Annotated in this window: 16 protein-coding genes; all 16 read left to right on the top strand. The window is 63.8% G+C overall.

The genetic code is table 11. The features are described from left to right. The first annotated feature begins 39 nt into the window (after positions 1-39). The 16 genes from H7692_RS09080 (at position 40) to H7692_RS09005 (ending at position 13,410) form a co-directional block, all read left to right on the top strand. A complete protein-coding gene (locus tag H7692_RS09080) occupies positions 40-1,587 on the top strand; it encodes a pilus assembly protein TadG-related protein (protein ID WP_222136570.1) in 1,548 nt (515 codons plus the stop codon). A gap of 7 nt (positions 1,588-1,594) precedes the next feature. Beyond that, entirely contained in the window at positions 1,595-2,101 is a 507-nt protein-coding gene (locus tag H7692_RS09075; protein WP_227340077.1) for a TadE/TadG family type IV pilus assembly protein, read from the top strand. After that, complete coding sequence (locus tag H7692_RS09070) at positions 2,098-2,706, top strand: TadE/TadG family type IV pilus assembly protein (RefSeq protein ID WP_222136568.1); 609 nt, start codon at positions 2,098-2,100, stop codon at positions 2,704-2,706. Before H7692_RS09075 ends, H7692_RS09070 begins: the two co-directional genes overlap by 4 nt. 63 nt (positions 2,707-2,769) lie before the next feature. Beyond that, positions 2,770-3,915 carry an AAA family ATPase gene (locus H7692_RS09065; RefSeq protein WP_222136567.1) on the top strand — a complete coding sequence of 382 codons (1,146 nt, stop codon included), beginning with the start codon at positions 2,770-2,772 and terminating at the stop codon, positions 3,913-3,915. Positions 3,916-3,922: 7 nt separating this feature from the next. Then, entirely contained in the window at positions 3,923-5,299 is a 1,377-nt protein-coding gene (locus tag H7692_RS09060; protein WP_222136565.1) for a CpaF family protein, read from the top strand. Position 5,300: 1 nt separating this feature from the next. Further along, positions 5,301-6,302, top strand: coding sequence for a type II secretion system F family protein (locus H7692_RS09055; protein WP_222136564.1), 1,002 nt, complete (start codon positions 5,301-5,303; stop codon positions 6,300-6,302). Between the two features lies 1 nt (position 6,303). After that, complete coding sequence (locus tag H7692_RS09050; RefSeq protein ID WP_201928587.1) at positions 6,304-7,284, top strand: type II secretion system F family protein; 981 nt, start codon at positions 6,304-6,306, stop codon at positions 7,282-7,284. 1 nt (position 7,285) lies between these two features. Then, a complete protein-coding gene (locus H7692_RS09045; protein WP_227340076.1) occupies positions 7,286-8,206 on the top strand; it encodes a tetratricopeptide repeat protein in 921 nt (306 codons plus the stop codon). Positions 8,207-8,286: 80 nt separating this feature from the next. Further along, positions 8,287-9,075: a tetratricopeptide repeat protein gene (locus H7692_RS09040; protein ID WP_222136560.1), complete on the top strand. Its 789-nt coding sequence runs from the start codon at positions 8,287-8,289 to the stop codon at positions 9,073-9,075. Further along, the gene (locus H7692_RS09035) at positions 9,068-9,550 is read left to right on the top strand and encodes a prepilin peptidase (RefSeq protein WP_201928590.1); all 483 of its coding nucleotides are present in this window, start codon (positions 9,068-9,070) and stop codon (positions 9,548-9,550) included. Before H7692_RS09040 ends, H7692_RS09035 begins: the two co-directional genes overlap by 8 nt. Before the next feature lie 104 nt (positions 9,551-9,654). Further along, positions 9,655-10,029, top strand: a complete 375-nt coding sequence (locus H7692_RS09030) for a glycine zipper 2TM domain-containing protein (protein ID WP_222136558.1) — start codon at positions 9,655-9,657, stop codon at positions 10,027-10,029. Positions 10,030-10,132: 103 nt separating this feature from the next. Further along, on the top strand, positions 10,133-11,344 hold the full coding sequence (gene manD / locus H7692_RS09025; protein WP_222136556.1) for a D-mannonate dehydratase ManD: 1,212 nt from the start codon (positions 10,133-10,135) through the stop codon (positions 11,342-11,344). Positions 11,345-11,520: 176 nt separating this feature from the next. Continuing rightward, the gene (locus H7692_RS09020; RefSeq protein WP_227340456.1) at positions 11,521-12,018 is read left to right on the top strand and encodes a response regulator transcription factor; all 498 of its coding nucleotides are present in this window, start codon (positions 11,521-11,523) and stop codon (positions 12,016-12,018) included. Between the two features lie 60 nt (positions 12,019-12,078). Continuing rightward, positions 12,079-12,447, top strand: a complete 369-nt coding sequence (locus H7692_RS09015) for a hypothetical protein (protein WP_201928594.1) — start codon at positions 12,079-12,081, stop codon at positions 12,445-12,447. Between the two features lie 22 nt (positions 12,448-12,469). Further along, entirely contained in the window at positions 12,470-12,883 is a 414-nt protein-coding gene (locus tag H7692_RS09010; protein WP_222137332.1) for a hypothetical protein, read from the top strand. 26 nt (positions 12,884-12,909) lie between these two features. Then, positions 12,910-13,410, top strand: coding sequence for a winged helix DNA-binding protein (locus tag H7692_RS09005; protein WP_201928596.1), 501 nt, complete (start codon positions 12,910-12,912; stop codon positions 13,408-13,410). Positions 13,411-13,432: the final 22 nt, after the last annotated feature.

Raw genomic sequence — 13,432 nt, 5'->3', positions numbered from 1 at the left:
GGGCAGGCGGGTCGCGAAGGAAAGAGGAGTTCAAATATCATGGTGCGGCACCCGCCCCATCGCTTCCTGACCGACCAGAGCGGCGCGACCGCCGCGGTATTCGGCCTTTCGCTCTTTGCGCTCGTCGCCATCGGCGGACTGGGTTTCGACTATGCCCGCCTCGCCGGGATGGACAGCGAGCTTCAGAACGCCGCCGACCAGGCCGCGCTCGCGGGTGCGTCGCAGCTTGATGGACGAACGGGCACCTGCATGCGCGCCTCCGCCGCCGCGACGACGCTCGTCGCCAATATGACCTTGCTCGCCAACGACGGCGTCGGGACGGCGGTGACGATCGCCGCCGAACCCGATTGCGACGCGGTGGGGAATATCCGGTTCTGGCAGGATCTTGGAAAGACCACCGCCGCGACCGATGACGGCAACGCCAATTTCATCGAGGTCGAAATCGCGGCGCGGACCGCCAACTATGCGCTCACGCCGGTCGTGGGCGCGATCAGCGGCAACCTCGGCGCCGCGGCGCTTGCGGGAATGGGGTCGGCGATCTGCCGCGTCCCGCCGGTGATGTTCTGCAACCCCTTTGAAACGCCGACGCACCAGGATTTCGACGCCAGTGCGCTGAAGGGTGCGGGGATGAAGCTGATCACCGGCAATGCGACCGCGCCGGGCAATTTCGGATTCCTCGAATCGGGATTCGGCAGCGGCGCGCAGAATCTGGCGCGCGCGCTCGGCTATAATTCGCCGCCGGGCGACTGCCTGCCGATCGACGGCGTCGAAACCAAGCCCGGACTCAACGCATCGGTGATGGACGCGCTCAACACGCGCTTCGACCTCGACACCAACGGGTCGACGACCTGCCCGTCGGGCGGCACCTGCTCGCCGTCGCGCAATGTCCGCAAGGATCTGGTCAAGGGCAATGGCTGCGGCACCTCGGGCAACCAGGGGTGGCAGGAATCGGCCAACCCCTATCGCCCGACGACGCCGGCCAACCTGACCTCGGGCTATCCCGACATCATGGGACACCCGCGCGACCTGTGCCACGCCTTCACCAACAGCCTGTCCGACAGCGCGGCGGCGGGCTGCACGCTCGGGGGCGGGCGCATCGGCAACAAGGCGTGGGACCGCGACGCATATTTCCTTGTGAACTATGGCTGGAACAGCGCGACATGGCAGTCGCAGACCGGGCTCGGCCCGACGGCGACGCGCTACGACGTCTATAATTGGGAACTCGCCAATACCGGCACGTCGGATATGCAACAGACGACGCAGGGCAGCAAGGACGGCTTCTCCTATCCCGTCTGCCGCGGCGCGGGGATTACGCCGGGGGGCACCAACGTCGACCGTCGCCGCATCTCGGCGGCGGTCATCAACTGCGTCGGGCTGGGGCTCAACGGGCACGAAAGCGGCGTCCCGGTGCTCAAATGGGTCGATCTTTTCCTTGTCGAGCCGTCGTACCAGCGCCGCCGCGGCAGCACCGTGGTGACCGAGGCGACCGACGTCTATGTCGAAATCATCGGCGAAACGGGCAGCGCGTCGGCGGGCCAGACCGCAGGGCAGGTCGTTCAGCGCAATACGCCATATCTGATCGAATGACATGACGATGCGTCGGACCTTCTCGATATTCGGATGCACCCGCGGCGCGGCGGCGGCAGAGATGGCGCTCATCACGCCGCTGCTCCTCGTCATCCTGTTCGGCGGGTTCGAGGCGGGCGCCTATTTCTGGACCGAGCACAAGGTGGTGAAGGGAGTGCGCGACGGCGCGCGCTTTGCCGCGCGGCAGCCGTTCACCGCCTATAGCGGCTGCAACGCGCCGACCGGAACCACGCTCGACAATATCCGCAACCTGACGCGCACGGGGCAATTGTCGGGCGGCACCGCCAAGGTTTCGGGGTGGACCGATGCCGATGTCGCCGTCACCGTCGCGTGCCAGGCGTCGGCCCCCAACAGCTACACCTCGGGCGGCGTCTATGCCACCGAGGCAACGGGCGCGATGCACGTCACCGTATCGACGACGGTCAATTACCCCTCGCTGTTCGGGACATTGGGGTTCGACACGACGGGCGCGGTCGTGCGCGCGAGCTCGAACGCCGCGGTGATGGGGACATGAGCGCGCGCCGCAATCTTGTCCGCGACACGCGCGCCGGCCCGGCGGCCGAATTTGCGCTCGTGCTGCCGCTGATCATTCTGTTCCTTTTCGGCATCATCGACGTCGGCCGTTTTGCGTGGGAATTCAACCGCGCCGAAAAGGCGACGCAAACGGGCGCGCGCTGGGCCGCCGCGACCGCGATCATCCCCAGCGGGCTCGCGAACTACAGCTTTGCGACGGGCACCGAGCAAATCCCGGCGGGAACACCGGTGCCGACGAGCGCCTTTCAGGGCGTCACCTGCACCAATGCGGCAAATTGCACCTGCGCGGGGACGTGCAATTTCTCGACCGCGGCGAACACCACCGCCTTCAACGCGCTGGTCGAGCGGATGAACGACATAAAGCCCGACATCACGGGGGCGAATGTCGTCGTCGAATATCGCAATTCTGGGCTCGGCTTTGCGGGCGACCCCAATGGACCCGACGTCGCGCCGATCATCAACGTGCGGCTTCAAGGCATGCAATTCACGCCGCTCACAACGGCAATCTTCAACGGCAGCTTCGCGCTTCCCGACTTCAGCTATTCGCTGACGATGGAAGACGGCGCGGGCAGCTGGTCGAACTGACAGGAGCGGGATGTGGGAAAGAAAGAATATATCGGCTCTCCAGTCACAGATGGATCCCTGAACTTGAACTGCAAGATCAAGCTTTTCATTTCGGAGGCGGAATTTGCGCGTTCGTCACTCGCGCATAACGACAGTCCCGACCTTCCCTTTGCGCTTGTCCATGTCGACCCCGGCGACCCGATTCCGCTCGATGCGATCGGCGATGCCGAACTCGTTGTCGTCGAACTGCGCGGCGACGATCCGCGGTCGATGCAGCGGCTGACGGGGCTGCGTGCGCGGCGGCCGACCTTGCCGCTGGTCGTGGCGATGCGCGACGCCGATCTTGCCACGACGCGCGCGCTGATCCGGCAGGGCGTCGGCGACCTCATCTCGCTGCCGCTGCAGCGCGCTGAATTCAGCGATGTCGTCAACAATCTGCTCGCCGAAGTCACCCGCTCGGAGGCTGCGGCCAATGCCCGCCTCGCCCCCGTCGTTGCGGTGGCGCAGAGCGTCGGCGGGATCGGCGCGACCACCGTTGCCACGCACCTTGCCCATTATCTGCACGCGCGCAGCGGGCCGCACGGGGTGTGCCTCGTCGATCTCGACCTCCAGTTCGGCAATGCGGCGTCCTATCTGGGCGCCAATGCGACGCTGACGATGGAGGACCTGCTCGCCGCCGGACGGCGCGTCGACGGGCAACTCATCCAGTCGGTCGCCGTGCACGGCAGCGAAGGCGTCGCGGTGATTGCCGCGCCCGAGCATATCGCGCCGATCGAGTCTGTCGATGCCGACCAACTCCTCCGCGTGCTTCAGCTGGTGCGCGAGGAATATGACCATGTCGTGCTCGACCTGCCGGGGAATTGGGCGAACTGGACGCTGTCGGCGATCGACAAGGCCGACCTGATCGTGCTGGTGATCGACCTGTCGGTCGGCAGCCTGCGACAGGCGCGGCGGCGGCTCAACCTGTTCGAACAGACGGGAATCGACCGCTCGCGTATCCGCATCGTCGCCAATCGCGTCGAAAAGCGGTTGTTCAAGACGATCGGCGTGCAGGATGCGGCCGAGGCGCTGCGCTATCCGATCCTTGCGACCGTCAACAGCGATTATGCCGTCGTGCAGTCGGCGCAGGACCAGGGGGTTCTGGTGGGCAGCATCGCAAGGAAAAATCGGGTCGCGACCGATTTGGCCGCGCTTGCCGAACTGATCGGCGACGAGCTTGACAAGGATTGATCGCGCGATGTGGCAGGTTCAGAAACAGAAGAATGAAAAGGCGGACGCCGCGTCGGGCATCACGCTGTCCGACGCGGCGGCTGCCGCAGGCGATCGGCGCGACGACCGGCATGCGGACCTTTTGTCGCTGAAGGTGCAGATCCACCGCGAACTGCTCGACGAGATCAATCTGGCGCAGCTCGAAAAAATGTCGCGCGCGCAGGTCGAATCCGAAGCGGGCGTGGTGATTTCCGATATTCTCAACCGCCACCAGATGGCGCTCAACGCGACCGAACGCCGCGCGATGGTGAGCGACGTTCTCGACGAATTGCTGGGGCTGGGGCCGCTCGAGCCGCTGCTTCAGGACGAAACGATAACCGACATTCTTGTCAACGGTCACGACATCGTCTTCGTCGAACGCCGCGGGTTGCTCGAGCGCGCCGAGACGCGCTTCAAGGACGAGAAGCACCTGTTTCGGATCATCCAGAAGATCGCGAGCGCGGTCGGGCGGCGGATCGATGAATCGTCGCCGTTCGTCGACGCGCGCCTCGCCGACGGGTCGCGCGTCAATGCGATCGTGCCGCCGCTGGCGATCGACGGTTCGCTGCTCTCGATCCGCAAATTTGCGCGCATTCCGATCGACATGGCACGGCTCATCGAATTGGGAAGCGTTCCGTCGGCGGTCGCAGAGGTGCTTGCGGGCATCGTAAGAGCGCGGCGGAATGTACTTATTTCGGGGGGTACCGGTTCGGGCAAGACGACGCTGCTCAACGCCGTCTCCTCCTATATCGACGAACGCGAACGCATCGTGACCATCGAGGATTCGGCCGAACTCCAGTTGCAGCAGGAGCATGTCGCGCGGCTCGAAACGCGGCCGGCGAACATCGAAGGCAAGGGCGAAATCTCGCAGCGCGACCTCGTGAAGAATGCGCTGCGCATGCGTCCCGATCGCATCATCGTTGGCGAAGTGCGTGCCGGCGAAGCCTTCGACATGCTGCAGGCCATGAACACCGGGCACGACGGTTCGATGACGACGGTCCACGCCAATACGGCGCGTGATGCGCTATCGCGTATCGAGCAGATGATCGGGATGAGCGGGATCGACATGCCTGCGCGTGCAGCGCGCGCGCAAATCGCGTCCGCGATCAACGTCGTCGTCCAGATCGGCCGCCTGTCCGACGGCCGGCGCCGCCTGCTGAGCCTGTCCGAGATCACCGGCATGGAGGGCGACGTCGTCACCATGCAGGATATTTTCCAGTTCCGCATGTCGGGACGCGATGCCGACAACCGGGTCATCGGGCATTTCGAGGCGACGGGCATCCGTCCCAAATTCCTGGAAACGCTTTCGACGCATGGTGTCGACCTGCCCAGCGACCTGTTCCGTCCGGACCGGAAGATCGATTGATATGAGCGACACCGTCCTCCGTTTCATGACCATGCTGGCGCTTTTCGCGCTGGTCGTGTTGGTGGCCCAATTTGCTGTCGGCACCTTCGTCGAACGCCAAAGCAAGAGCCGCGCGGTCAATCGCCGCCTGCAGATGATCGAGGCCGGGGTGGACCGAGAGGTGGTGACGTCCGCGCTCCGCAAGGAAGTCCCGCGCGGGCTGGCAGGGGCGCCGCCCTGGTTGTCCGAACTGTTGAAGTCGGTGCGCCGCACGCTCAACGCTGCCAATGTCCAGGCGTCGGAGCTGCAAGTCATCGCCTATATGACGGTTGGCGCGGTCACGATTGCTTTCCTCATTCTGGTCGGGGCAGGACTGTCGGGCTTTCCGATCACCGCCGGGGTTGCTCAGCTTGCCGCCGCGCTTGGCATCACGGTCGCTTTCCTGATTCCCTGGATGGTCTTGTCGCGCATGGCCGATGCGCGGCGGCGGCGTATGGAAAGTCAGTTTCCGATCGCGCTCGATATCTTTGTGCGGGGTCTGCGTTCGGGCCACCCGATTCCCTCCGCGCTGCATCTGCTGACCGAGGAAATGGAGGACCCGATCGGGACCGAGTTCGGCATCGTCAGCGACGAAATCGCCTTTGGTCTCGACCTTCGCGAGGCGCTGGCGCGCATGGCCGAACGCTGGGGGCTGCCGGACATGCACATGTTCGTCGTGTCGGTGTCGGTACAGATGGAAACCGGCGGCAATCTTGCGGAGATTCTCGAAAATCTCAGCCGGGTCATTCGCGACCGCGCGAGCATGTTCATGAAGGTGCGCGCATTGAGCTCCGAAGGCCGGATGACGGCGATCATCCTGACCGCGCTGCCGATCCTTGCCTTTGTCGGGCTCTTCCTGACGAACCCCGGATTCTATCTCGACGTTGCGACCGACCCGATCTTCACGATCGGCTTTGTCGGGCTCGTGCTGCTCTATCTCATCGGATTCATCTCGATCCGCCGCATGGTCGACCTGAAGGTATAAAATGGCCGAAATTCTCGCCTCGTCGCCTTATCTCCGGATCGCTTTCCTCGTCATCCTGTTTGCCGTCGTCTCGTCGCTGGTGTTCATCGTCGCGCGCTCGATCGTCAATCGGCAGCAGGTGCTCGGCCGGCTGGAATCGGACACGGTGCTGACGGGAGCCGCCGGAGGAGGCGACGGCCTGCGGACATCCGACGTGACCGACAGCGCGTGGGCGCGGCTCGCCGCAAGGATCGAGCGGAGCGGCTTGTCGCTGGTCGATTCGGACGCGCCGGGCTTGCGGCGCAAGATGATCGCCGCCGGCTATCGCTCGCCACATGCGCCCAAAGTCTATACGCTCGTTCGCATCCTGCTCATTTTCGTCATCCCGTCGCTGGTCGTGCTGCCGCAGATGATGTCCGATGAGCCGAAATCCTTGTTCAGCCTCTATTTGCAGGGCGCCTTCTTCGCCGCGATGGGGCTGTTCGTCCCCAGCCTGTTCCTGACGGCCAAGGCCGACCGGCGGCGGCAGGAAATCCTGAACGGGTTTCCCGACTGTCTCGACCTCATGCTCGTCTGCGTCGAGGCCGGAATGGGGCTCGAGGCGGCGCTCGACCGGGTCGGTCGCGAGATGGTGACGTCGCATCCCCTCGTCGCCGAACAGATTTCGATGACGACGCTCGAGCTGCGTGCTGGGGCCGGACGCGAGGAAGCGCTTCGCCATATGGCCGACCGTACCGCAGTTGACGAAATTCGCGCATTTGCGACCTTGTTGATCCAGTCGGACAAGCTCGGATCGAGTATCGCGACGACATTGCGCATCTATGCGTCCGAAATGCGCGAGAAGCGCCGGATGCGCGCCGAGGAGAAAGCGCATCGCCTGCCGGTGTTGCTGTCAATCCCGCTCGTTGCCTGCATGTTGCCGGTGATGATCGGGGTGCTCATGCTGCCGGCGGTCATCCGCGTCATTCGCGAAGTCGCGCCGGCGCTTGCGGGGGGAGGTTGACATGACCAAATTCAGGACAGGTGCCATCATTGCGATTTCTGGCGCTGCGCTTTCCGCTTGCGCCACGGGCCCGAAGTTCGAACCGCGCGTTGCGCAGACCCGCGACGCGCCCGTTCTGGCCAATCTGTCGGCGCACGATTCGCTCGCGCGTGCGCGCACATTCCTGTCAGCACGCCAATATGGCCTCGCCATCGAGCTGTTCAAAGCCGCCAAACAGGATACGGAACTGGCGGCGGACGCGCTGAACGGACTGGCCATCGCTTATGACGGCATCGGTCGCCGCGACCTTGCCGAGCGGTATTTTCAGGAAGCGCTTGCGGCGCGTCCCGGCGACGAGCGGACGCAGCGCAACCTTGCCAGCTTTTATCAATCGTCGGGGCAGGCCGAAAAGCGGCGCGTGTTGCTGGCGACGGCGCCGCCCGTCGCTTCGGCGCCGATGCGGGCGATCGTCGAGGCCGACGAGGCCCCCGCCGCGCGCGATGGGGACGTATCCGAGTCCGACCCTGTTCGCCCGCGGCCGGTGTTTGCGGCGAGCAGCCCGCTCGGTGCAGCGCTGCGACCGCTCCGCGTGCAGGCCGGGCTCGATTTGTCGCCGCGCCCCGTTCTTGCACCGGCTGCCGTGCGTGACGAGGTCTCGGTTGTTTGCTCGGGCGAACCGCGGACGCAAACGGCGGTACCTGCGGGGGCGCCGATGGCGATGTTTCGCATCAGTGTCGGCGAAGTCTTTATTGCAGCGCGTCCCGCCGGTTCGCTTTGCCGCGTCGATGAACCCGCGGCGGGCGAAGAACCATCGCCGGCCGTGAGCAACAAGGAGTATCTCGGACTCGTCGCGGCCTATCTCGATCACCTCAACAAGAGCGTCGCGCCGAGCGAGGTTGCCGCCCTGTGGCGTGCAGCCTTCTGGGCCGACGGAATCGCCTGAGGGCCGATGTGCGAACGCGAGGGAAACTCTGGGGGGCGGTCGGTGCGATGCTGTCGATCTTGGCGACGGCAGGCGGCGCAATGGCTGCCGACCCAGCGTCGACAATCGCACAGTCCGAACTCCTTCAGGCCGCCGATCGTGCGCTTCAGGGCCGTCGGCTGATCGAGGCCGAGGCGCTGCTCGGTCGCTTGCCGTCCGACATCGCGATAGAGGACGAACCCATCGCAGCGCTTCTGCGCGCCGAACTCTTGCTGTTGCAGGGAGACTATAGCGCCGAAGCGCTTCGCCTGCTGGCCGCAATTCCCGCTGAGTCACCTTTGGCCTGCCGCGTGGCCACTGCACGGGCATCGACCTATTTGCAGTTGGAGGCGCCGGATCGTGCCAGTCGGATCCTCGACCCGCTCGAGCGGGAATGCGGCGCGCAAAGCGTGTACTGGCGTGTCCGCGGACAGGCCGAGCTGACGAGCGGTCGCGCGGACCGGGCGCGTCAGTCGCTGCAGTCGGCGGTTGCGATCGCGCCAGCCGATGTCGAGATTCGCAACGATTTGGCGGTCGCTCTCATCGAAAGCGACGACGCGGCAGGCGCGGCCGAATTGTTGGCGAATATCCTCAAGGTCGCACCAGGCCGCGTCGATGTCGCGCTCAACCTCGATCATGCGAAGGGCATGATGGGCGTCATGCCGGTCCGTGGCCGCGCGGACGACGATGCGTTGTGGAGCCGCCGCCTCGAGGCCGCCGGAGGTGGCGCGCAGCGTAGTGGACGCGCCGCGCTTGCCGAGGCGCTGTACGCCCAGGCACTCGTTGCGCGTCCGCGCTACGACACCGACCTGTGGCGCCAATATGCAAAGGTTTCTCAGCGACATGATTGACGTGAATATGGCGTTCAAGGCAGCGTTTTCGGTCGTTCTGATCCTCGCTGCCTGGTCCGATATGCGCCGGTTCCGGATTCCGAACGTCTATCCGGCGATCATTGCCTCCTTGTTCGTCGCGGCTTGGTTCTCGGGCTTTGCTTTCGCTGCACCGTTCTGGTCGCACGGCGCGCATTTTGCGATCGCGCTCGTCGCGGGGATGATGTTGTTCCGCTTCGGTTGGTTCGGCGGCGGCGATGCGAAACTCTATGCGGCGATCGCGCTGTGGTTCGCACTTGGACAGGCTTGGCTTCTGCTTCTGGTCACAACGCTCGTCGGCGCCTTGATTGTCGTCGTGCGGATGCTGTGGCACATCGCGCGGACATGGTTCGGGTCGGGCGAAGCATCCAGGACCCGCCTGTTCGACCGAAAGATCGCCTATGGTCTTGCAATTGCGGCGGGCGGGATAGCGGCGATTTTCCGGGTTTATCCCTGATCGCTGGCGCGCGCGGTTCGGAATTGCTGCCGGAAACCTTCTGTCGCTTTAAGCGTTGTCGTCAGAGGATGCAGGTCGGAGCGAGCGTCAAAGGAGCAGCCACGATGCGCAAAATTCTCATTCCGGCTTTTGTCGCGGCGCTCTTGATGCCCTCTGCCGCCGCGCTCGCCGACCCGCCGCCGTGGGCGCCGGCGCACGGAAAGCGCGCGAAAGAGCAAATTCGATATGATAGCCAAGGGCGCTACCTCGAACCGCGCAGGCTGTCGCGCGGCGATCGGATCTGGCGGGGGAGCGACGGCCGCTATTATTGCCGCCGTGACAACGGCACGACGGGGCTGATTATCGGCGCTGCGGTCGGCGCGCTGGTCGGGCGCGAGCTCGATTCGGGTCGCGACAGGACGGTCGGCACGATCATCGGCGCGGCGGGTGGCGGCTTGCTGGGGCGCGCGATCGACCGCGGCGACTTGAAGTGCCGATGATTATCTGACGCGGACGGTGGCGTGCGCCTGGGCCGCAATTGGCGGTTGCATTCGCGCGGCAAAAACTATCTGACGGCATATCGAGCCATTTGCAGGATATGACATGCCGAAAATCGCATCGGCCCGGGTGATCGTCACATCGCCGGGGCGCAACTTCGTGACGCTCAAGGTCGTATGCGACGACGGGACTACCGGCGTCGGCGACGCGACGCTCAACGGGCGCGAGCTTGCGGTCGCGAGCTATCTGGCGGACCATGTCGTGCCGTGCCTCATCGGGCGCGACGCGCACCGGATCGAGGATATCTGGCAATATCTCTACAAGGGCGCCTATTGGCGGCGTGGGCCGGTAACGATGGCGGCGATCGCCGCTGTCGATATGGCACTTTGGGATATCAAGGGGAAGGTTGCAGGCCTCCCCGTCTATCAGTTGCTCGGCGGCGCGTCGCGCGCGGGTTGCATGGTTTATGGTCACGCCAATGGCGAGACGATCGCCGACACGATTGCGGCGGCGCTCGATTACCAGAGGCAGGGGTATAAGGCGATCCGCCTCCAGTGCGGCGTTCCCGGAATGGCCTCGACCTATGGCGTGTCGAAGGACAAATATTTCTATGAGCCCGCGGATGCGGAGCTTCCGACCGAAAATCTCTGGTCGACCGCCAAATATCTGCGCGTCGTCCCCGAACTCTTTGCGGCGGCGCGTGAGGCGCTGGGCTGGGACGTCCACCTCCTTCACGATGTCCACCACCGGCTGACCCCGATCGAGGCGGCGCGGCTCGGAAAGGATCTGGAGCCTTATCGCCCCTTCTGGATCGAGGATGCGACGCCGGCCGAGGACCAGGAGGCTTTTCGGCTGATCCGCCAGCATACGACGACGCCGCTTGCGGTCGGAGAGATTTTTTCGTCGATCTGGGATTGCAAGGCGCTGATTGAAAACCGACTGATCGATTATATCCGCGCCACCGTGCTGCACGCCGGCGGGATTACGCATATGCGGCAGATCGCGTCGCTTGCCGACCTCTATCACGTCCGCACCGGCTGTCATGGTGCGACCGACCTGTCGCCGGTGACGATGGCGGCGGCGCTTCACCTCGGGCTTGCGATCCCCAATTTCGGTATCCAGGAATATATGCGTCACAGTGACGACACCGACGCGGTGTTCCCGCATGGATACCGTTTTGCCGATGGCATGCTCCATCCCGGCGACGCGCCGGGGCTCGGCGTCCACATTGACGAAACGCTCGCGGCTGCCCATCCATACCGGCGTGCCTATCTGCCCGTGAACCGGCTGGAAGACGGGACGATGTGGAGCTGGTAGCGTCGCGTGCTTTGACGCCGCCCGCACGATAATCGCCGGCCGTCTCTTCCATTGGCTCGTTATGGCACGCCGCATTCGCCGCTTTCTGCACATAAGGGTTTTTGTGACAAAGCCGCGCTTGACGGCGGCCGCGACAGTGCGAATCGCCGCGCTGCGCAACTTGATTTCGATTCGTGATGCTCTATGCCGGGGGCGTGCAAGGCGACCCTGACAATTATCTCGGCCTGCTTTCGGCGGCGCAGATCGAAACGTTACGCTACGTTTACGAACATAAAAATTCGAAACAGATCGCCCGCGTCATGGGGGTCTCGCCGCACACTGTCGACGAACGCGTTCGACAGGCATTGAAAAAACTTAATGTTTCCAACAGAATAGAAGCAGCTCGGATCTTGGCGCTTAACGGCGCCTTTGATCAAGTTACCCCCTATCAATCGTTGACATATCAATCGATCGACCTAGGCGACGACGCCCCGGATGCCGATGCCGATGCAGGGCACGGTTCGTTTCGGCGGCTTTTCGATATCGGAACGCCATTTCCTACCGCGTCCCAGCCGGCCAACCGGCACGGGTTGATGGAAAGGATAATCTGGCCGATCTTGATCGCCTTTGCGACGATTTTGGCGTTCTCCGCTCTCTATTCAATCCTTGTCGGTCTGGGCCGGGCAATGATCTGACTGTCCGAACCGAATGCTGCGGGGGGGAACCGGTGGCATTCTCTTGCAAGGAATAAGATGATGCTCAACGAACGACTTTCGGCGGCGAAAAAGATCGCTGCGGAACTGCACCAGGCCGAAGATGCGATCGACGAAACGATGATCTGCATCGCGCAACTCGCCGCGACGCTTCCGACGGTTCGCCGCGAAACCAACATGTCGGCAATTGTCGGCCAGGAAGCGATGGCCAAAGTCGCTCATGCGCTCGCGGCTGCCGGCGAAGTGCGCCAGCTTCTGACTGATGCACATCTCTCGCTGACCGTAACCCAGAAGGAAGTGGGCCTCGGCACGCGGATGTTCGGTGCCGGCGTGAAACCGGCCCCGGCCAGTGCGACGCTGACGGACGATGGCGCAGATGGTGCGGTCGTGCCCTTCGCCAAGGCTTCCTGACAAGCTGGATCAATCAAGTCCAATGTGGTCGATCGCGATCTATTATACGGTGTTGCTCGTCACGGTGGCCGTCGCTGCGAAGCGCGGCGGTCCCCTTGAAAGGTGGGCAGCCTATACGGCGTTGATCGCTTCGATTCTCACTTCGGTCCTCGCTCCTTTTCCGACCTGGACGGATATAGAAACCAATATCTTCATCATCGACGTGCTGGTGCTGCTCAGCTTCTGGTTCATTGCCTTGAAGACGCAGCGATTCTGGCCTTACTGGATTACCGGCTGGCAATTGATTTCCATTTTTGCCCATATCCAGAAGATGATGTTTTCGGAGATATTGGCGCGGCCCTATTCGCTGCTTTCCATCTATATCTCCTATCCGATCCTGCTGCTGATCCTCTACGCGGCGGGTTCGACCAGGCGGAAAGGCGATGTTGCGATCTGACGGGCGTCTCCCGGATGGATGAGAAAATGCAACAATTCTCGAACAACGAAATTGTCGAACTCAGGTCGCGGATCGACGAGATCCACGAATTACTCGCGGGCCGGAGCGGCACCGCCGTGCCGACGGTCGGCGATGGCGGAGTTGCAACTGACCCCGGCGCGTCGCGCGCCGTGCTGGTGAACCAGTTGGCGTTCAACATCCAGATTCGGCGTTTGCGCCGACATCATTTCGGCAGCCCGCAGGTTTCGGGTCCGGTCTGGGACATGCTGCTAGACCTGATGCTCGCCGCCTCAAATGGCCGCATCCTCAGCGCCAGCGACCTGGCAACCGGTGCAGGCGTCCCGCTCTCGTCGGGTCTCCGCATGATCGGTTCGCTCGAGACGATGGGCTTTGTACGCCGCTCGACCGACGAGCGCGACCGGCGACGGACGATCGTCCGGCTGACCGACCACGGAACCGAACGCATGACGAGCTATTTCGAAAAGATTGGCGTCGCGCTGCGCAACAGCAGCAATCTGGCGGCCTGATCCTATGGCCGGGGCGGCGGCC

This window comes from Sphingopyxis sp. P8, from assembly GCF_020622175.1.
GTDB lineage: Bacteria > Pseudomonadota > Alphaproteobacteria > Sphingomonadales > Sphingomonadaceae > Sphingopyxis > Sphingopyxis jiangsuensis.
Note: the sequence above shows the minus strand (reverse complement) of the source record. Positions and strands in the feature narration are given on the sequence as shown.